Annotated in this window: 15 protein-coding genes; 4 read left to right on the top strand and 11 right to left on the bottom strand. The window is 37.6% G+C overall.

The genetic code is table 11. The features are described 5' to 3' along the window. The first annotated feature begins 39 nt into the window (after window positions 1-39). Window positions 40-549, top strand: coding sequence for an IS982 family transposase (locus Xmir_RS05085; RefSeq protein WP_339373865.1), 510 nt, complete (start codon window positions 40-42; stop codon window positions 547-549). 70 nt (window positions 550-619) lie between these two features. Here the strand turns inward: Xmir_RS05085 and Xmir_RS05080 are convergent, their stop codons facing one another. The 3 genes from Xmir_RS05080 to guaB all read right to left on the bottom strand — a co-directional run bounded on the left by Xmir_RS05080 (window position 620) and on the right by guaB (window position 4,566). Then, window positions 620-1,117 (bottom strand): hypothetical protein, encoded by a 498-nt coding sequence (locus Xmir_RS05080; protein WP_099113325.1) that lies wholly within the window; start codon window positions 1,115-1,117, stop codon window positions 620-622. 327 nt (window positions 1,118-1,444) lie between these two features. Beyond that, window positions 1,445-3,022 (bottom strand): glutamine-hydrolyzing GMP synthase, encoded by a 1,578-nt coding sequence (gene guaA / locus Xmir_RS05075; RefSeq protein ID WP_099113324.1) that lies wholly within the window; start codon window positions 3,020-3,022, stop codon window positions 1,445-1,447. A 77-nt stretch (window positions 3,023-3,099) separates the two neighbouring features. After that, on the bottom strand, window positions 3,100-4,566 hold the full coding sequence (gene guaB / locus Xmir_RS05070; protein WP_099113323.1) for an IMP dehydrogenase: 1,467 nt from the start codon (window positions 4,564-4,566) through the stop codon (window positions 3,100-3,102). Window positions 4,567-4,739: 173 nt separating this feature from the next. Between guaB and xseA the strand changes: the two genes are divergently transcribed. Then, window positions 4,740-6,101: an exodeoxyribonuclease VII large subunit gene (xseA, locus tag Xmir_RS05065; RefSeq protein WP_099113322.1), complete on the top strand. Its 1,362-nt coding sequence runs from the start codon at window positions 4,740-4,742 to the stop codon at window positions 6,099-6,101. Window positions 6,102-7,610: 1,509 nt separating this feature from the next. Next, on the top strand, window positions 7,611-8,066 hold the full coding sequence (gene tnpA / locus Xmir_RS05055) for an IS200/IS605 family transposase (protein ID WP_099113320.1): 456 nt from the start codon (window positions 7,611-7,613) through the stop codon (window positions 8,064-8,066). Window positions 8,067-8,228: 162 nt separating this feature from the next. Here tnpA and Xmir_RS05050 read toward each other — a convergent pair whose 3' ends face one another. The 8 genes from Xmir_RS05050 to Xmir_RS05020 all read right to left on the bottom strand — a co-directional run bounded on the left by Xmir_RS05050 (window position 8,229) and on the right by Xmir_RS05020 (window position 18,610). After that, window positions 8,229-9,833 (bottom strand): extracellular solute-binding protein, encoded by a 1,605-nt coding sequence (locus tag Xmir_RS05050; RefSeq protein ID WP_099113319.1) that lies wholly within the window; start codon window positions 9,831-9,833, stop codon window positions 8,229-8,231. Window positions 9,834-9,867: 34 nt separating this feature from the next. Further along, window positions 9,868-10,755, bottom strand: coding sequence for an amino acid--tRNA ligase-related protein (locus Xmir_RS05045; RefSeq protein ID WP_099113318.1), 888 nt, complete (start codon window positions 10,753-10,755; stop codon window positions 9,868-9,870). Between the two features lie 17 nt (window positions 10,756-10,772). Then, entirely contained in the window at window positions 10,773-11,159 is a 387-nt protein-coding gene (locus Xmir_RS05040; RefSeq protein WP_099113317.1) for a GFA family protein, read from the bottom strand. 18 nt (window positions 11,160-11,177) lie between these two features. Beyond that, window positions 11,178-12,029 carry a DUF3865 domain-containing protein gene (locus Xmir_RS05035; RefSeq protein WP_099113316.1) on the bottom strand — a complete coding sequence of 284 codons (852 nt, stop codon included), beginning with the start codon at window positions 12,027-12,029 and terminating at the stop codon, window positions 11,178-11,180. A gap of 18 nt (window positions 12,030-12,047) precedes the next feature. Further along, the gene (locus Xmir_RS05030) at window positions 12,048-13,307 is read right to left on the bottom strand and encodes a cupin domain-containing protein (protein ID WP_145956866.1); all 1,260 of its coding nucleotides are present in this window, start codon (window positions 13,305-13,307) and stop codon (window positions 12,048-12,050) included. 78 nt (window positions 13,308-13,385) lie between these two features. Continuing rightward, complete coding sequence (locus Xmir_RS30010) at window positions 13,386-13,514, bottom strand: hypothetical protein (protein WP_279627201.1); 129 nt, start codon at window positions 13,512-13,514, stop codon at window positions 13,386-13,388. 900 nt (window positions 13,515-14,414) lie between these two features. Next, window positions 14,415-17,201, bottom strand: coding sequence for a non-ribosomal peptide synthetase family protein (locus Xmir_RS05025; RefSeq protein ID WP_099113315.1), 2,787 nt, complete (start codon window positions 17,199-17,201; stop codon window positions 14,415-14,417). A 113-nt stretch (window positions 17,202-17,314) separates the two neighbouring features. Continuing rightward, window positions 17,315-18,610 (bottom strand): aspartate aminotransferase type Ic, encoded by a 1,296-nt coding sequence (locus Xmir_RS05020; protein WP_099113314.1) that lies wholly within the window; start codon window positions 18,608-18,610, stop codon window positions 17,315-17,317. A gap of 901 nt (window positions 18,611-19,511) precedes the next feature. On the opposite strand from Xmir_RS05020, the gene Xmir_RS05015 reads away from it, so the two are divergent. Beyond that, window positions 19,512-20,813: a 3-phosphoshikimate 1-carboxyvinyltransferase gene (locus Xmir_RS05015; protein WP_099113313.1), complete on the top strand. Its 1,302-nt coding sequence runs from the start codon at window positions 19,512-19,514 to the stop codon at window positions 20,811-20,813. The last annotated feature ends 7 nt before the right edge of the window (window positions 20,814-20,820 follow it).

The raw sequence follows: 20,820 nt of genomic DNA, 5'->3' as shown, positions 1-20,820 counted from the left end.
ACATCATGGCGCGGGCAAATAAGTCCTTTATGACGCCGGATATATGGTAGCAAACCGTATCGACTCAATGCTTGCACAACCGGGGGCGTCCATATATGGTTTTACGGTTTCAAATTACACCTGGTTGTCAATCATCAGGGGGAAATTTTGGCGCTTAAAGTCACTGCCGGTAATGTCGATGATCGGGAACCTGTGCGCGAATTAACAACAGGATTAACGGGTTCTCTGTACGGCGATAAAGGTTATCTCAGTCAGGAACTGGCCGACGATTTAGGTAAAACCGGTGTCACTTTCATCACCCAAAAGCGCCGAAACATGAAAGCCCGCCTGCAAGCTGAGTGGGATAAGATAATGTTATCAAGGCGTTTTATCATTGAAACGATTAATGGGCAATTAAAAACCTTGTCTCAAATAGAACATTCGCGCCATCGAAGTATAAAAGGATTTCTCTTGACTGTTTTAGGGGCAGTCATTGCTTACTGCCTTAAATTGAAAAAACCATCACTTAAAGTTTTCTACTCAGAAGAAGATCTTCCAGTGATGGCTTAAGCAGAATTCGGGTTAATTTATAGAAAAGATTGTGAGAGTTTAAGCCGGGAGTCCGGCTTATCAACGAGAATCAAAAAGCTCTTTTTACTACCTTTGAAAGCACAGCAGTAGCCAGATCAGTATGAGTAAATAAGGTATCTACGCACTTACCAACCACAAATTCTGTACCTTTCTCTTTCACTAACTGTAAAAGGGTTTTCTTTTCAATATCAGACAGGTTCGCAGCATTAATTATTGTTTCAATCTGTTCCAGTGTATTTTTATGGATATTGATAATAACCGTATTAATTTCATTACCTATTATGTCCGTATTAACGTAATCAACACCCGCAGAGGTAAGCGTCATTGCTTCTGGATTAAAATCATAACCACCATCAATATCAAAAAGGATTGCATCATGATTAACCAGCCCAATTTTTATTAAGTAGTTTATGTCGTCAGCTAATTGATCCCATCCAAGCGTCTCCCCAAGGAACTGAAATTTCTCTTCACTGATAGGTTGCATTAAGCGATTTTGATCACTCATAGCTCGAATAATCATAAGCTGTCTCTCTTTCAGCATAGCCATGAAAGCTTCCTTATTTAGCACTGGTGGAGATTAAATTATAGATGACTTCTTTACGTTAGCGAATGTAGGGAAATTGAGAAATGCAGCAAAACTATTACGCCATTTCACCGTAATATCATCGCTCACCAATGAATAGATCATCAGGATCTCCTGACCATTTCGAATCATGGAACATACCAACTTATTGGATACCATTTGGCAGTATCAATATAAACACGAATGTACACGAATGCGGGAATTTGGTGAAACACAGAGAAAAAACGCCCTGAAATCAGGGCGTTAATTAGAAAATCATGACAATTTGGTGGGGCTTGGGGAGACGTTAAATCATTCCCATTCAATCGTCGCTGGTGGCTTACCGCTAATATCATAGACCACCCGCGAAATACCAGCGACTTCATTAATGATCCTGTTCGATACACGACCCAAGAAATCATATGGCAAATGTGCCCAGTGAGCAGTCATAAAGTCAATGGTTTCTACCGCACGCAGGGAAACAACCCAGTCGTATTTACGACCATCACCCATAACGCCTACAGAACGGACTGGCAGGAATACGGTAAATGCCTGACTCACTTTATGGTACAGATCGGCTTTATGCAGTTCTTCGATAAAAATAGCATCAGCACGGCGCAGTAAGTCACAGTACTCTTTCTTCACTTCGCCTAATACGCGAACACCAAGGCCCGGACCCGGGAATGGATGGCGATATAACATCTCATATGGCAGTCCTAATTCCAGACCGATACGACGAACTTCGTCTTTGAACAGCTCTTTTAATGGTTCAACCAGACCCAGTTTCATATCTTCCGGCAAGCCACCCACGTTGTGGTGAGACTTAATCACATGGGCATTGCCCGTTGCAGATGCCGCAGATTCGATAACGTCCGGGTAAATCGTGCCCTGTGCCAGCCATTTAACTTGAGTTTGTTTCGAAGCTTCTTCATCAAACACATCAATAAAGACGTGACCAATGGTTTTACGTTTGGCTTCTGGATCATTAATTCCCGCCAACGCAGACAAGAAGCGATCTTCTGCTTTAACATGAACGATGTTCAGGTCAAATTTACCGGCGAACATTTCCATCACTTGATCTGCTTCGTTCAAGCGCAGCAAGCCGTTGTCTACAAAAACACAAGTCAGGCGCTTACCAATTGCACGGTTCAGCAACAGTGCGGTGACGGAAGAATCCACACCGCCAGACAGGGCCAGAATAACCTGATCATCACCAATCTGCGCACGCAGACGTTCTACGATATCGTCAATGATAGAAGCCGGTGTCCACAGCGCTTCACATTGACAGATATCCAGTACGAAGCGTTTCAGGATATTCAAACCCTGATGAGTGTGAGTCACTTCTGGGTGGAATTGCACACCATAAAAACGTTTTTCATCATTGGCCATGATAGCAAACGGGCAAGAATCTGTGCTGGCAATAGTCGTGAAATCAGCCGGAATAGCAGTCACTTTGTCGCCATGGCTCATCCATACATCCAGCAGAGGTTTACCGGCTTCACTCAGTGCATCTTGAATATCGCGGAATAATTCACAATCCTGCTTAATTTCAACCTGAGCATAACCAAATTCACGCTCATTAGAGTTGGAAACCTGACCACCCAACTGCATGGACATCGTTTGCATGCCATAACAGACACCCAATACTGGTACACCTGCATTGAAAACATATTCCGGCGCACGTGGGCTATCGTGCTCAGTTGTACTCTCCGGTCCACCAGAAAGGATAATACCATTCGGGTTAAATTCGCGGATTTGCTCTTCAGTGACATTCCATGTCCAAAGTTCACAATAAACACCAATTTCACGAATGCGGCGTGCAATAAGCTGAGTGTATTGCGAACCAAAATCAAGGATCAGAATACGATGCTGATGGATATTAGTTGTCATTTGAGGTGAATTCCAAAACAAGTGGCAATTAAAAGTTTAAAAAGTCAGTGGCCCGATTGCGGGCCACCCTGAATAGATTACAGACCTAAACGATAGTTTGGTGATTCTTTGGTAATCGTCACGTCATGAACGTGGCTTTCCTGAATACCTGCACCACTGATACGAACAAATTCTGCTTTAGTTCTCAGTTCATTAATGGTTGCACAACCAGTCAGGCCCATACAGGAACGCAGGCCACCCATTTGCTGGTGCACGATACTTTTCAGCAGACCTTTATAAGCCACGCGGCCTTCAATGCCTTCCGGCACAAGTTTGTCTGCTGCGTTATCAGTCTGGAAGTAACGATCAGAAGAGCCTTTGGACATCGCGCCCAAGGAACCCATACCACGGTAGGATTTGAATGAACGACCTTGATAAAGTTCGATTTCACCCGGAGATTCTTCTGTACCAGCCAGCATTGAACCGACCATCACACACGATGCACCTGCCGCGATCGCTTTGGCGATATCACCAGAGAAGCGGATACCACCATCTGCAATAACAGGAATACCCGTGCCTTCCAATGCTTCAACTGCATCTGCAATTGCAGTGATTTGAGGAACCCCCACACCCGTTACGATACGGGTTGTACAAATAGAGCCAGGACCGATACCTACTTTAACCGCATTCACGCCTGCTTCCACCAGCGCCTTAGCACCTTCTCCGGTGGCTACGTTACCGCCGATAATTTGTAGATCAGGGTATTTAGCGCGGGTTTCACGAATACGTTGTAAAACACCTTCCGAATGACCGTGAGAAGAGTCGATAAGCAGCACATCTACACCCGCCGCGACCAGTGCATCAACACGTTCTTCATTGCCGGCACCTGCGCCAACCGCAGCGCCAACACGCAAACGACCTTGTTCATCTTTACATGCGTTTGGTTTACGCTCTGCTTTCTGGAAATCTTTCACCGTAATCATGCCGAGCAGATGGAAGTTATCATCAACAACCAATGCCTTCTCAACACGTTGTTCGTGCATTTTCTGCAAAACAACTTCACGGGATTCGCCTTCTTTTACTGTCACCAGACGCGCTTTCGGCGTCATCACCGCAGTTACCGGCTGATCTAAATCGGTAACAAAACGGACATCACGACCAGTAATGATACCCACCAATTCATTCTCTTCGGTGACCACCGGATAACCGGCGAAACCATTACGTTCAGTCAATTCATGGACTTCACGCAGAGTCGTTTGTGGCGTTACAGTAACAGGATCGGTAACAACACCGCTTTCGTGTTTCTTCACGCGGCTGACTTCTTCAGCCTGACGCTCGATTGACATATTTTTATGAATGAAGCCAATGCCCCCTTCCTGTGCCAGTGCAATTGCCAGTGAAGATTCCGTCACGGTATCCATAGCAGCGGAAAGCATAGGAACGTTCAGGCGAATGGTAGAAGTTAATTGAGTGGACAGATCTGCTGTGTTTGGCAGGACTGTAGAATGGGCAGGAACCAACAAAACATCGTCAAAAGTTAATGCTTCTTTTTTAATTCGTAACATGGGCAATATCTCACCAGGCTATGGAGCAATAAGAGGGATAAAATATTGCCGCGGCATTATACAGGCCGAAATCGGTTGCCTCCAGCATTTTTTGAAAAAAATTCTTGATTAGTCAGGTAAGGAGATTAATATCGTTTAATTAAGTCCTTGTTTTAAAATTTGATCTAGCTCACATGTCACTACCAACCAATACCGGAATTTTTTCTGTTAGCCGTCTGAATCAGACAGTTCGTCAGCTATTGGAGCTGGAAATGGGCAGAATTTGGCTAACTGCCGAAATGTCCAATTTTTCTCAGCCATCGTCAGGACATTGGTATTTCACATTAAAAGATGAACGAGCACAAATTCGTGCCGCCATGTTTCGAAGCAGCAATCTGAGGGCAACATTTCGTCCACAAAATGGTCAGCAAGTGTTGGTACGGGCACAAATCACACTGTACGAACCTCGGGGCGACTATCAACTGATTGTCGAGAGTATTCAGCCTGCCGGAGATGGATTGCTACAACAACAGTTTGAAATGTTGAAGCAAAAGCTCACCGCAGAAGGCCTATTTGATCAAACCCATAAAAAAACCCTGCCTTCACCGGCAAAGCGGCTCGGTGTCATCACCTCGGCAAGTGGCGCTGCATTGCACGATATTCTGAATATACTGAAACGGCGTGATCCTTCCTTGCCCATTGTAATTTATCCCACCGCAGTTCAGGGAGCCGAAGCGCCATTACAGATTATTCGCGCAATCGAACTGGCAAATGCGCGACAAGAATGTGATGTTCTGATTGTCGGACGTGGCGGAGGATCACTGGAAGATTTGTGGTGCTTCAATGATGAGCAAGTTGCACGTGCGATATTCCAAAGCCGTATTCCGATTGTTAGCGCTGTCGGGCACGAAACGGATGTGACAATTGCGGATTTTGTTGCTGATTTACGCGCCCCTACACCTTCTGCGGCAGCAGAGCTGGTTAGTCGTAATCAGATAGAGTTATTGAGGCAAATTCAATCCTTACAACAACGCCTTGAAATGGCGATGGATTATTTCTTTGCCCAAAAACAACGCGTGTTTAATATGTTGTCCCATCGGCTTCAACAACAGCGCCCTGATTTGCGTTTGGCGCGGCAACAAAATCATTTGGCTGCATTGCGCCAAAAGTTGATTGATAGTTTATTGCGTTACCTGAAACAAAATTCAATTTCATATGAGAAGTTGAACCAGAGACTGTTACAAACCAATCCCGAACGGAAAATCCGCCATTATAATCAATCGATCCAACAACTTGATTTTCGTTTGCAACAGGCCATTGAACGACAATTAGGACGTTGTCGGGAAAAGTTTGTCATTTCCTGTTCACGGATGGAAGCCGTGAGCCCGTTGGCAACATTAAACCGTGGTTACAGCATTAGTGAAACACCTGATGGAAAGTTGCTGAAACAGGTTAAGCAGGTAAAAGCGGGTGATATGGTGAAAACACGATTGCAGGATGGTTGGGTTGAGAGTCAGGTGACGCAGGTTACAAAAGTAAGTAAGAGAAAAAATTAAATTAAGGCGTGTAATGACGGCACTTATCTTAAGCATCATCACCACCATAGCCATAATAGCAATGTTATTTTTATTATAGCGTTTGTCTTATCTAAAACGCCTGATATAGAGCCTTTGAAACACGGATATTACGATCTAGACGGTTATCATTGCCCAGATGAAAGTGATCGATAGTAACTACTTAGCAATTGGTGAAATTCCGCTTCCTCATTTTGGCTGTTCGTTCCCCTCTCCGCTGCGGTACCTCAGCCAAAGACTGCGGCGAGCACTTTAGATTTGATACTACAATCTATAACATCAGATGCTGTTTTTTCATGGGGGTATACAGTGTCCTGTTCTAATATTGTAGTAAATGCTTTGAAATATATACTTGAAAATAATGATTTGGAAACCTCAAGTATTAGAGTTTTTTCTCAAATGATTATTTTCAAGTAGTAAGCGTTAATTAAATATCCTTTAATGATTTCATTTCTCATATAAAGCTATTAAGAAAGCCTTTAACTGACTTGAATGTAACTATTTTATTTATTGCTGAAAATGGTGAAAATGTTCATACACATCATATGATTAAAGCGAATAAAATGGATGACTCTATTATTGAGTTAGAGGTTTTTTCCCGATTTTCAGTGAGCAAAAAAATAAAGTGTTGTTATGATCTAACAAGAAAAATTATCGGAAACAAAGATAATGATGGCCTTGGATTTAGGAATTAAAGGTAACTATATTTTCTAATAGATAATATAGCGGTAATATGTGATAATAAACGTTAGTAATAACATACTAGAATAATTATATACTGGATTATTTTTTTCATATAAAGATAAATTCTGAGAGTAAGTTATCTTTCCATAATAGTAATATCTATAAATTTTCATCTTATCCCCCTCTTATTAATAAATTTAATTAGAAGCAGTTCATTCAATAAACTATAAGTCTCTTTAATATAGTTTGTTTTTTATTACGCAAGGGTTAAAATTCGTTTATTTTGTATTCTTTCTTCTCTTAAATTCAAATAATTGAAATTTGGAAGAATAATAAATTTCAGATATAGAAACTATCTCTTTTGATATAGGAGGGAAATTGTTTATTTCTAAAGGTAATGTTGAGGTTATTAAAGGATGGAAACTGTTATCCTCAAATTTGGAAGAAGAAAAAAACTGATGATGCCGACTTCACGAAAAGATTACCTGCGTTATCTCAGAGAGAAGTGTGTGAGGTAAAAAGTGGAGAACTTAATCAATTGGAAACTAAGCCACCTCAACACTACACTGATGGTACATTAATAATTGCTGCTATGAAAAATGCTTCTGCATTTGTTACTGATCTAAGGCGTTACCTTCGGTAACGCCTTTAATTATGGCTTTAGCCAGTTTAAGTCGCGTTAGCGTCTTAAACATAAAACCACCCGCTTTGCGGGTGGAGTTCAAAGGTTATACCAAGAAAAACACCTTTCCGTTACGATATAGATGTTCAAGCTAATATTCGTAACTCAAATAAGGAAAGGTGTTTATGGGCATTAAAGCACAAAGCTCAGCGCATACAAAGTGGCTGTGTAAATACCCTATCGTCTTTTCGCCGAAATATAGACGGAAAGTGATTTTTAATAATATTCGTTCAAGTGTGGGAGAGATCCTCAGAGACCTTTGTAAGTATAAAGGTGTGGAAATAATCGAAGGTCATCTCATGCCAGATCATGTTCATATGTTGGTGAGTATTCCACCAAAGCTAAGCGTTTCAAGCTTTATGGGATATTTGAAGGGTAAAAGTTCGTTGATGATCTTTGATAGACACGCCAATTTAAAATATAAATTTGGCAACAGAAAGTTTTGGGCGGAAGGGTTCTATGTCAGTACGGTAGGGCTAAATGAAGCGACAATTCAAAAGTCTATCAGAGAGCAAGAACAGTCGGATTTAATCTCGGATAAATTGAGTAGTAAAGAGCATGTAGACCCCTTCAAGGGGTAGGCCAAAGCAGCAAAGACACTTAGCTTGAACGAAGAGAAAGCAGCGTCATTTAGGCGCAGTCGGTAACAAGCCCTTATAGGGCAAGAGCAAACCACCCGTTATACGGGTGGTTATGATTTTATTGTTTATTTGGAAGTAAAATTTTTATTTTATGAAAAATCATTATTTTTCTAAAAGTTGTTGCCAGATATCAGTATATTTTTCACGGGCAAAAAAAGGACAATTAATTGAATAATCTGAGTTTCTTAAGACTTGCTCAGGAATGTTGAGCTCAGGCGCATTTTGCATCCATGAAGGTAAATAAGTATTAGCGCCTTCTATTGCACTATCATATCCATGAAAAGCAGAATTTAGGGCTGCATTCTCAGGTTGCATGATAAAATTCAAAAATAATTTGGCACTTTCATAATTTTTTGATTTTTTGAGGATGACTAGATTATCACGAAAGATCAATGTCCCCTCACGAGGGAAACTAAACTGAATATGAGGGTTAATTTTACGTTGGCGCATTGCTGCACCATTCCAGTCTATACTCGCTTTAAACTTCCCTGAAGCCATCATATACACACTACCATAATCCATTGCTGCCCAATGTTTTTTTGCTTTAAGTAAAGTATTTCTAACTTTTTCTAGTAATTCAGGGTGTGAATCACATATTTTTCCACCATGATAACGAATGGCTGCATAAATTAGTTCATTCATATCTGAACCTACATTAATAGTTCCAGATAGTTCTTTTGGTGGCTCTAATATAATTTTCCATGTATTGGCATCACCATTAAAAGTATCAGTATGTACGGCAATACCAACAATACCCCAAGACCAAGGAATACCATAGTTTCTCTTAATATCAGAGGAAGGCTTTTGCCAAGAAGCGGTGATATTTTTGGAGTTACTCAATGAATTAACATTAATAGGTTTTAATAGCCCCGCTGTTATCCAATGAGGTAAAAAATTATCAGAAACAACGACAATGTCTGCATCAATTTTTCCATTTTTAACACCATCCAACGCTTCCTCATTTGATTTGTACTCCAGTAATAATATATCAATATTATATTCTTGTTTAAATTTTTTAAGTAACTCTGGGCTAGTGTAACTCTGCCAATTATATAAGGTTAATGAGTTTTCAGCTTTTGCTATACCTGAATAAACTAGCAAAAAGGAAAATAAGATGAGTATAGTAGATGCTATGCGCAGAAAAACTCCAATATACTTACGTAAGTATTTATTAGAGTGAACTATATTTCCTAAAAATATCCATAATACTCCTATTGGTATTAAAATCGTCAAAAAAATAACAATTGAAGATAAAAATATATTTATAGAGTTAAATGCGCTTATCGGAATAATGGTGCTTACGAATAATATCGCTTTAGGGTTCAATAGTGTTGCTATTGTTATATCAACGAAATTTGTATGCTTTCCTGAAAAAGTCTTTACTAAGCTAGAGCTTTTGGATGTTAAGTAATCCATTTTTAAACTTAGCATCCATAACTTAGAGGCCAACCACAATACATAAATAGAAGATAATAACTTAGCAATCTGATATATATAAGGAAATATTTTTTCTAAAGATAATAAAAAGAAACCCCATATTGAAATAGCTAGTATATATCCTATTGCCTCTGCAAAAATAAAATGGAATGATTTGTTTAATCCTCTCTGTAATCCGGCTGATAATAACAATGTATTTGTTGGGCCTGGAGTAATTAAAATTAAAGCGATATAAAAGGCCATAATTAACCATTCGTTGAGTGTGACCATTATTTTTCCCGATAAGCGTTTTGTTAATTATAAATTAAAAAGGAGAAAATGGACGAGAGGGGGAGTATATCGATATTTGTTTTTCTCCTTGTGCTACTTGACATAATCTTTCTATGCCAATTGCAAATCCAGAACTAGACGAAGATAATTTATTATCTTTTATCATTGAGCATATTACTGAATCTTCAGATCCAAACATATTAAGCTCTCTAGCCTGACTTTCAAAAAGCTCTACATTATCTTCGTCAGTATAACCATGAACAATTTCTATTCCATCTATCAAAATTTCAAAGCGTTCCACAATTCCTGTTGTTTCTGTTCTTTTTTTTGCGCGTATTTCAGTAAGTAAAGGAAAATCGGTTACTATCATGCAACATCGCTGAGATAATGGTTCAATATTTTCAACAATATAACGGTCAACTAACGTCAAAGGTGGGCTGGCTGTATCACAGTATATTTTCCTTAAACAATTAATGAGTTTTAAGGAAGCTTTAGGGTCTTCAAAAAAATCAATAGAAAATTGTTGATTAAGATGCTTTGCAAATGAAAATACACTAACTTTCCCTTTATAAAACATTTCTATTATTAATTTAGCAAGCTTAAGCATTTCATCAAGAGTAGAGTCTTTTTTATATAAATCAAGCATTGTGAATTCTGGCAAATGTGTATTATCTACTGCGTCGGGTCTAAAACTAGGACCTATCTCGTAGATACTGTCATGGAATTGGATATTAAAACGAAGAGCAAACGCCGAGGATTCTCTTAACCAGCTTCCATTGTGAAGAGAGAGTCGTGGGCGGGAATCATCACCAGCATAACGACGCATGACCGGTGTCATAATTTCAATAAAGTTTTGGGAATCAAGGAAAGTACGTATGCGGCGAATTAACTCTGCCTTATACAAAATGGGTGAATTCAACATTTGACTGATTCTCTCTATTAAGGTTCGATGATTATCGACCACCAACGTGGACGGGATGATTTAAAAGAATGAGCAGTAGGACGAAGATTTTTTTTGCTTTTGCTATCAAAATTGCCAAGTAATAAGCCGATAGTAGGACCATCGTCTATGGCTCCCAGAGAGCTTCCACATTGTGAGCAAAATGCGCGGCTAGAATAGTCAGAAGAGCGAAATAATGAGGGTACTCCTCCAGGTCCACTCCACTGCACTGCATCTTTAGGAAATTCAACCCAGCATAGGGTCAGTGAACCTGAATGTTGTTGGCACATGGAACAGGAACATGTGTGCGGATTACCAGCCTCCCCTGTAACTACAAATCGAATATGTCCACAAAGACAACCACCAGAGTATTCATTTTTTTTCATTACATTCACCTAGGAAAATTACTGATTGTTGAAGCGATTTTTTAAAATTAAATGATGAATTTCAACCCATTGATCAACGAAAGGAGTGAGCATCTGAAGAAAGCCATCCACAATCTGAGGTTGCTGAAAATGGAATAAATTCGCATCCCTGATAAATTTGGCAATACCATCTTGGTGACCACGTTCTACAGCAACATTGTTAGTTGCTGCGCTATGTGTTTCATCCAAGTGCATCCGGTAATAAAAGTCAAGTTTTGGCAATGAATCTCCTGTTCCTCTCCCCGTAATTTGTCCTAGGCGATTGGTGATATCTTGCAAAAGTAAAGTTTCCGAAATTGCAACAGCTTCAGTTGCATAATACATTCCTAACAATGTTGAGGGGCAATGGGACCAAGTGAGTATGTCGATTAAAGAAATAAGAGTACGAGTTGAAGAAACTCGTGGCATCCAACCATTGATTCGAAAATCTAAATCTGCCAGTAATGCTCCACTAAAAACAACGTAGTGTGCTGGCAGTTTTCCTCGCTCACCACCTTCCTCTAAAAAGTTACGTGTTAATTCTTGTGCTAGTTCGGGACAAAAGCCGCGAACATTATCAGCTGCTCTTAAGAGCATTGTAGAATTGTAGCGAGCAAAAATAGAAAGCTCGCCTATATATAATTTCGCTTCATTCTCATCAAGATTTAAAGGATTTATTAGCTCCTTAATTTGATTGTAAAGAGTTAAAATCATAGGATCAAAGTGTCTATCGATGAGTTCACTTCCATCAATTTTTTCTTTTCCTTCTCTAATAATGCAATTAAGTAACTTTCCAGTGGAAGTATTTTTTATTAGGTAATCATCTACCAATGCAGGAAAATTTCTATACATATTCATGTCTCCTCAAAGTTAATTTAAAGCTAGTCCACCAGTACAAGATAATTTTTCTAGTATATTATGAGTTAATCCTGAGAGTACTGTAATTGTATGATGATTGCTAAGACTTGACAAAATATCTAAAACTTCTTTACTTGCAGGTAATATCACACTTTTTGTTGCAATAAATACGCGAATTTCATTATTTTCACAATCTAATCCATGCTCATAACTAATAATAAATGGAGACTGTAGAGATACTTGAGAGTTAATGGGAATAGCTAATTTGTTTTTTTGATTAGGCTCCTTTAATAGATTTTCGCTTATGCTAGAAGGTAATTCCCAGCCACCATTACTACGCAGTCTATGCCAATAATATTTCATAAATTTAGGTAAATCTTGCTGAGTCCACTTACTCATTGTTTCTGTTAAAAGGTTAGCAAGTGATTTGGTTATAAATTGACCATTATCGAATGGAGTTAATTCTGACATTCCCTCTTGATCAAACGATAATGATTGCTCGCTAAGAGTTGGAATAATCTTTATAGCCATGAAGCGAGATAATGGATAAGTATAGAATGGCAATGCAATAGATACAGAATATTCATCTTGACGACCAACATGATAGACAGATGCGGGTAGATAAAGAGCATCTCCTGGCTCAAGGGTATAAAGAGTACCTTTCTCCATTAATTTATCATAAATTTCTGATTCGGAGAATGTTGGTTCGCGTGAATTTGCTATTTCTAAATATAACTCTCTTGACCAACAGTAAAAATATTTAATCCCTGGGCCTAAATGACACAAAAAGGCATGTTCAAAACCTTCATGTATTCCAAAGGCTGTCCCTGAATAATTACCACAAAACGCTGCTTGTTCAATTCCTCCAATAGGAAAACCTTTATATGCAAAGAAAGATTGTGCAAATAGTCCGAAATCAGCAGCTAATTTTGAATTGGATTGTTCAAGATTATTAATCACTAAGCTGAAACGTTCTTTTCCTGTTAAACGTTGCATAAAGTTTACAACTGTTTCATTGGGTAATATTTCTTCAGAAAATAATTGCTCTACAAGGTCATCACGACGTTTTTCACCATCATAAATACGCAAGCGACAATCAGTTTTTTGTAAATTTGATTTTATACGCAAATTATAAAATGCTTGTTGAACAGTTTCATGATTAGAAAATCCTTCATTCAAAGGCAATATTGATTTAAAGAGAAAAGGGGATTTACCATGATTTGTTTTTTCTTCAAACCCTTCCCAAATTTTTTCGTGGAAATTAATTTTCATTGTTTTACCTTTTTCTTTTTAAGAAGATTAAAATTTGAGAATAAGCCAGCATAATTGCTGGCTTACACTACTACTATTTTAAATATTTGAATCAGGGCGAACACCAGTTTTCATTGCATCGGGACGAACACCAGTTTTCATTGCATCGGGACGAACCCCTGATTTCATTGCGTCGGGACGAACACCAGATTTGATATAATTACTCATATAACCTCCAATATATCTGTATTATTTTAAATAAATATTGTCTGTTCAGCGATAACATGTTCGCAAAAACCTTTTTACATACTCATCAGAAATAAGTCAAATTAGCAAAATATATATTCCAATCTGAAAATTACACATAAAGAAATAAATACGCATGCAATTATTTTAAATTAATTTTATGTTTTTTTAACATATTGAATAATATTAATAATTGGTTCTTTTTTGATTAATCTTTGTCTGGGAAAACTTTTTATAAAGGAAAAGACTTTTTGTTGATAAAAATTATCATACACTACAATTTAAGCATTTGATGTGTATTTTTTTTATGAAGTTTTTTTTATACTCAGATATTGATTTATATAAAATATATTAGATTTAATTTTAGATTCGTGAACTTATTTTATTCTTTATTAGGTTAAATGTTTCTTATTTAATCTGGAGTAAATTATTTAATTATGAAAATTTCAAGATGTAGCACAAAGCCCAACGGTAAGGCTAGGGATTTTCAATGCATAAGTAATTTATGATTGGGGGGAATATGAAAAACAGGTTGATATTATTGTTAATTGGTTTAAATATAAGCAAAATTTTATGTTGCACTGCAACCTACCAATGTTTCAGCAGCCTGAAAGAAGCGCTTTCGAGTGACTATATTATCTGCCATACCTGAAAAAGCAGACAGTAAATACTCTGGGTAAACCCATTTACTCTTTGAAAATGGGGATTGCTAAAGCGTTTAAGAAACTCTTCATATATCATATCGCGATATCGGGTCAGTCTGATGGCTGGCTCCTAATGGGAAAAAATTATCCCATTGGGATGATGTTTCTCATTTTTTTACCTTATTTTCTAAGAGAAACATCATGTATGTTTATCCAGCGATAAAAGACTTCCATTCGCTCACAGCGAAGGAACATGTTTGGTCATGAGTGACACAAGATTATTAATGCCGGGTTCCACCAAGAAATCAAAATGAGTGACATCGAGTTTTATAATTTCAACCCCTCCCCGGAAACAATCTGCATTCTTCTCAAAGATAGAAAGCTCATCGTTAAGCGCACTAAAAATGTATGTCGGGGCAGCTATAAATTTTTGGGCTTTACGACTGAGTTCGCGTGAAATTCTCCGCGACTCGATTACCACTTTAGAGATTCGCCTGACCAGATCAGGATTAGCGATTGAATATTTCTGACAGACAAATTCAACAAAGCTAGCTTCATCACTGGATGCTTCCAGACACGCGTGCAAATCAGGATCATCAACATTGCGTGAAAAAACTGTAAAGAGCAGAGCAATTAACTCCTTATTATTGTATTCGTCAGATGGATTTGTTGTGAGTAATCCTTTCAACATGCCGGGAGCAAGCAAGACAACCTTCTCCACTTTTTCTCCCATTGCCTCAAGCTGAAAAGCCGCTTCAAAAGCCAAATGACTTCCAAATGAATACCCCCAGAGATAGTACGGCCCTTCTTTCTGAATGTTACGTATTTCCGCAATATCGGCAGATACCATTTCTTTAAGTGAGCTATAAGGAGTCTCATCTTCATTGATTCCGAATGCCTGTATTCCATAAAACGGCCGTTCTCTTGCCATTTTTTCGGCTAATATTCTTAAGCTCATGGGATATCCTCCCAATCCTGGCCAGCAAAATATCGGAGTTTTCATCCCCGAAGATTGCAGACAAACCAATCGAGAAGATTTTTTAGTAAGTCCTTGGTCAATAATTCCTGCGATTTCCTCAATTCTTGAGGCAGTAAAAATAATATGAAACGGCAACTTAACATTGAAGCGCATATTGATTGACGAGATGGTATCAACAGCATTCAGCGAATTACCACCTAGCTCAAAGAAATCATCAGTGACAGAGATAGTTTCAATCCCTAAAGTACTTTTCCATATTTCAAGAATAGCTTCCTCAGTTGGGGTCCTTGGAATGATAAATTCTTCGGCATCACGTTCATCTATAAGTGTTTTTATTTTTCGCATGTCAATCTTTCCATTAACTGTATGCGGCATCGAATCAACAAAAACAAAAACACTTGGGATCATATAATCTGGAATCAACTCACTTAGTTTTTGCTTGAAGCATGAAACCAGTTCATCTCTACTCGTTTTTTCCTGCAATATAAACGTACTCTCATTGGCGCTAATTTGTATGCAGGCTGCCAGATACTTGCCCCCATGTTGCCCTTCATTAACCAAAACTGCTGCACTTTCTACCAGATCGAGGCTTTCCAGAACAATTTTGACTTCTTCAAGCTCGATCCTCACTCCCTTTATTTTTACCTGAGTATCACTCCTTCCAACAAAATGATAGACCCCTTCACTGCCTAAATACGCAAGATCACCCGTTCTATATACCCTGATAGGTTCGGAATTATTCCCAATAGGATATTCGATAAAACGCTCACGGGTTAAATCGCTTCGATTGAGATATCCGCGAGCGACTTGTACACCTGAGACGCATATTTCCCCAATGTTTCCGTCAGGGACCGGTAAACCCGCATCATCTAAGATATAGAATTTGGTATTATCGACTGGGATGCCAATAGGAACTCCGGCATTTTCATCAACATGTAGGTTCGCTTGAGTAACTTCATAGAAAGAAGCATTACATGTACATTCTGATGGCCCATATAAATTAACCAGCATACAATTTGGCAACACATCAAAACATTGCTGTACAAGTTTCTTGGTTAAGCTTTCCGCTCCACATAGAATATGCGTCAACGAGGTACATTCAGAAAATTGTGGCTTATTGACAAGTGCCTGCAAAAGAGTAGGTACGCATTGTAGTAATGTCACTTTATTAGAAACAATTTTATCGATCAGATCGAATACATTTTTATCAACCCCGAAATTACTTATAACCAATTTAGTGCCACTACATATTGACAACATTTCCCACTGCGCAGCATCAAAACTGATGGATGCTTTATGAATTATTGTCTTATCGGCTCCCAGATATCCCATTCTCATAAGCCAACGCATTTGATTAATTACGCTGCGATGTTCAATCAATACACCTTTGGGTTTTCCTGTGCTGCCGGAAGTATAAACAATATAGGCAAGATTCTCGGGATTAAGCTTAATTACTGTAGGCACTGATGCCATATGACCTTTCGATATTGAAAAATCATACACATCCTCAAGTGTAATTATCTTGGTTTCTTCTGAAATGAACTTTGCAAGCTCACTCTTTAACTTTTCTTGGGTGAAAATAATTTTAATAGAAGCATTTTCAATCATGAAACCTAGCCGTTCAGGCGGATATCCGGGTGTTAAAGGTAAATATGCGCTTCCTGAAAAAATAATACCCCAAATTCCAATCATTTGTTCAAGCGAAGGATCTGTAAACAGGCCAACGCGATCGTCTGGTGAACACCCCAAGTAACGCAGGTAATTTGCCAAATGAAGCCCGATGTTTGCTAATTCGTTATAACTGAGAGCTTCATCTTCAAACGTTACAGCAATATTATTTGGTGTTTTGAAAACGTGGGAGAAAAAGAACCCAGGAAGGCTTTCGATATTACAATACTCGAATATCACGCCTTCGGACTTACGTGAAATACAGGTTTTTATGGACGCTTGACTACCGTTTACAGTATCGGATGGAATAATTTTCCATTCGAAATCTTTAGCGTGCATAAGTTTCGTCCAGCCGTATTTCGACTCTTTTAATTGCATATCTATATCCTTAATATCGCCTGTTTTATACTTTTGTCAGCAATCTTTCATCAGCAATATGCTTCTGGGAACTAATTAAAAAAAAGCTTCCTCATATTGAAATCCACTCATATTCAAGATATTCGCTCTGATACAGCCATGAGAATAGCTGCCACAATCCCTTTAGCTGCAAGTGAAACTTCATCGGTAGATAAGAAACTAGGTGCAATACGAATATTCGAATCCTGAGGATCTTTCCCATAGGGAAAAGTAGCTCCTGCTGGTGTTAATTCAATACCAAGGTCAGCTGCTAATTTCACGGTACGTTTCGCACATCCATCTGGAATATCCAATGAAATAAAATAACCGCCAAGTGGTTCACTCCAATTTACTATTGAAAATTGACTGAGCTCTTCTTTAAATACTTTAATGATAGTTGAAAATTTTGGAGCCAATATCTCACGATGTTGAATCATAAGTGCTTTGATCCTCTCATGAGATTGAAGGAAACGAACGTGTCTAAGCTGATTTAATTTATCTGGACCGACAGTTCTAATTGCAGATCTTGCCAGCCACCATTTTATATTCGATTCTGAAGAGGCAAAAACAGCAATACCTGAGCTGGGTAAAGTTATTTTAGATGTCGATGTAAAAACATAAGGTCGATTAGGATATCCTTCTGAAGAACAAACAGATATTATTTCATCAATTTTTATTTCTTTACTTGTCAAGTCATGGACGGCGTACGCATTATCCCAGAATAGTCTGAAATCATGTGCCGCAGCTTTTAATCCTGCCAGGCGCCTTATGACTTCTGATGAATATGTCACTCCTGTTGGGTTACTATATTTGGGAACACACCAAATACCTTTAATAGACGCATCCTTAGATACCAATTCTTCAATGATATCAATATCTGGACCATTATCTCTCATCGGTACTGGGATCATATTTATTCCCATTTCTTCACAGATATTAAAGTGTCTGTCATATCCTGGAACAGGGCAAATAAAACTTATCTTTTCATAAGATGACCATGGAGGTGAAGAATCATCCGGGCCATAAATCATGAGTGCTGCAATAACTTGATACATAATTTCCAGGCTTGAGTTTCCTGAAGCAACTACATTACTTTTATCGATATTTAAGAGGCCAGCAAAAAGAGCCTTCATTTCAGAAATTCCTGCCGGTTCTCCATAATTTCGACAGTCAATATTTTCTTCAGAAAGAAAATCATTAATTGGATTCCACTCTAACATTGATGAAGATAACTCTAGTTGTTTGGTGGACGGTTTTCCTCTGGCTATATTTAGCTTGATGTTTAACCTGAGTACTTCTTCCCATAATTTTTCTGCCTTGTACTTAATAGCTTTAATTATCTCAGGATCCCGTGGTAAGACTGGCAAGTTTCGATAGTAAATATTTTCCATTAACACCCACCTAACACAATAAGGTTAAAATCACGATAACGGTTATTTTTCAAATTACAACTTTGTTAGCTATGCTTACTTTTCCCAGTCACATAGTTATCTATGTTCTTAGGAATCTGTTTCTTTACTGCTGCACTGTACATTTAACCCATTGATATATATTATTTTTAATATTTTATAAAACCATGGTGCCATATCATCTATTACTATCACAGGAAATTGTTTTATGAGAATAGATCTATATTTCATAAGTGTTGTGACACGTGAGTCTATAATAGACTCAGGACGGAAACATACTTTATTAACAGTTATTGAACAAATTCAACCTGATATTAACTCAAAGCCATTACAACCAAGCTCTTATTCAGTCAGATCAACGAATGCTGTTCACAAGAAGGAAGAGCATTCATCGCCATGGATAAAAAAATACTTCGAAGAGTTTACCAAGATAAGGCGAAAATTTTAGGATATCTGGTCACTACTAATGATACCAAAAAGAGCTTGATGTTGGGTCAAAACTCATATAAATATTATAATAAGAATAATTTCCTAATAAATTAACTAAATCATTTCACATGGAGTATATTATTTTCACAACCATATATAAATAACATATCAAACAGTTAAAATTAAATATATTAACTATATTTTCATGTAACAAAAAATCAATTAATGACCAAACTGTCATAATAGTTGTGAATATCAGGCTATTTATCTTTCATGCACATTTATCTAATAATTTGTGTTAATCTAATATTAATTTGTTTTACACCTTGAACATCATTAGCAAATTAATACATTGATTAATTATCGTATGTTTTTCCAACAAAATAAAAACGCTCTTATTATTATAAGATAGTATATATCTACTATATGTTTGAAAATTTTCAAAAGGAAAGAAATGAGAAGAATTACTGTTTTTCCAAGCCTTGGTTTGACAGGCGAAATTGCTATTCCATCATCTAAACCTCATTTACAACGTGCCCTATTATTAGCTTTGCTGAATAAAAGTAAAACTAAGATTGTTAATGTATCCTGGAATGCGGAGACAAAAAATCAGCTCAATGCTCTGCAAAAATTTGGATTAGAGATATTATATGAAGACAAAACAACATTATTGCTTCGTGGTGTAGGAAGAGATTTATCATGCCATGGAGAAATATATGCCGGCGGTTCTGGAATGTTATTCAGAATGTGTGTAGCTTTGGCATCATTGATTGAAAATTGTAAAGTAACTATACAATGCAATGAATCTCTATTCAGCAGAGAAAGTATATTTGATGAAGATTTTTGCAATTATTTAGATATTGACATTGAAAGAATAGAAGGTGAAAAGGTTATCATCACCAAAAATAAAAGCAACATAAAAAAACCATTAACTGTTACTAATAGTACTCAGTTCATTACATTTTGTTTATTTGTTGCCCCTTTCAGTCAACAAAAACAAGTTCCCGTAATTATGGATGACAGTAAGATAGGTTATATTGACATGACCGTTAAATCAATGGCACTTTTAGGAAGTACAGTAATACATGATAAAAATCATATTAAAGTCACTGAGTACGACTCTGGAAACATTGAAATAAAAATACCTTCTGACTTTACATCATTAAGTTACATTGCTTCTTCTGTATTAAGTTCAAAGGGAGAAAGTGATGTACTTATAAGAAATTATTATTTTGGTGATACAATAAATGAGCGTTATCTATTTAAACTTTATGAAAAAATAGGCTTAAAAATTAAATATGATTTGGATATTGGGCAATTAAGAATAAATAAAAGCTTACTTGAGCCTTATGATGGAAAGTTTTCCTTAAAAGAACTCCCCTCAGTAGCAGTAAACATCATTGCGGCAACCTCAAATCTAAAGGGAAAAAAAATTTTCAGTGGATTAAATACCATCAATAACCATAAGAGCCAACGAGCTTTTATTGTTAATGAAAATATAAGAACCATGGGAGCAAATAGCTCTTTAATCTTCGATAAAAAAGGTATGTTTGATTCAATATGTATTGAAGGAAAAGGCCCCACAAAAGGAGGTGTTGAACTTAAAAGCTATGAAGATCATCGAGTTTGTGCTGCTAATATTATAGCATCTCTTGGCGCAGAGAAAGAATCTACAATATATGATATTCATAAATTAAACGACGGTTTCCCCGGATATATAGAAACACTCAAAGACTTGGGTGTTATAGTTAAATAGTTGGGAT

It is taken from the genome of Xenorhabdus miraniensis (assembly GCF_002632615.1).
The sequence above is the reverse complement of the archived record's forward strand: the minus strand, read 5'-3'. Positions and strand labels throughout refer to the sequence as shown.

What these genes read in the sequence shown, in the direction of transcription:
- Xmir_RS05080 (WP_099113325.1), bottom strand. Translation starts at nt 1,117, where the DNA reads ATGGCTATGCTGAAAGAGAGACAGCTTATGATTATTCGAGCTATGAGT.
- guaA (WP_099113324.1), bottom strand. Translation starts at nt 3,022, where the DNA reads ATGACAACTAATATCCATCAGCATCGTATTCTGATCCTTGATTTTGGT.
- guaB (WP_099113323.1), bottom strand. Translation starts at nt 4,566, where the DNA reads ATGTTACGAATTAAAAAAGAAGCATTAACTTTTGACGATGTTTTGTTG.
- xseA (WP_099113322.1), top strand. Translation starts at nt 4,740, where the DNA reads ATGTCACTACCAACCAATACCGGAATTTTTTCTGTTAGCCGTCTGAAT.
- tnpA (WP_099113320.1), top strand. Translation starts at nt 7,611, where the DNA reads ATGGGCATTAAAGCACAAAGCTCAGCGCATACAAAGTGGCTGTGTAAA.
- Xmir_RS05050 (WP_099113319.1), bottom strand. Translation starts at nt 9,833, where the DNA reads ATGGTCACACTCAACGAATGGTTAATTATGGCCTTTTATATCGCTTTA.
- Xmir_RS05045 (WP_099113318.1), bottom strand. Translation starts at nt 10,755, where the DNA reads ATGTTGAATTCACCCATTTTGTATAAGGCAGAGTTAATTCGCCGCATA.
- Xmir_RS05040 (WP_099113317.1), bottom strand. Translation starts at nt 11,159, where the DNA reads ATGAAAAAAAATGAATACTCTGGTGGTTGTCTTTGTGGACATATTCGA.
- Xmir_RS05035 (WP_099113316.1), bottom strand. Translation starts at nt 12,029, where the DNA reads ATGTATAGAAATTTTCCTGCATTGGTAGATGATTACCTAATAAAAAAT.
- Xmir_RS05030 (WP_145956866.1), bottom strand. Translation starts at nt 13,307, where the DNA reads ATGAAAATTAATTTCCACGAAAAAATTTGGGAAGGGTTTGAAGAAAAA.
- Xmir_RS30010 (WP_279627201.1), bottom strand. Translation starts at nt 13,514, where the DNA reads ATGAGTAATTATATCAAATCTGGTGTTCGTCCCGACGCAATGAAATCA.
- Xmir_RS05025 (WP_099113315.1), bottom strand. Translation starts at nt 17,201, where the DNA reads ATGCAATTAAAAGAGTCGAAATACGGCTGGACGAAACTTATGCACGCT.
- Xmir_RS05020 (WP_099113314.1), bottom strand. Translation starts at nt 18,610, where the DNA reads ATGGAAAATATTTACTATCGAAACTTGCCAGTCTTACCACGGGATCCT.
- Xmir_RS05015 (WP_099113313.1), top strand. Translation starts at nt 19,512, where the DNA reads ATGAGAAGAATTACTGTTTTTCCAAGCCTTGGTTTGACAGGCGAAATT.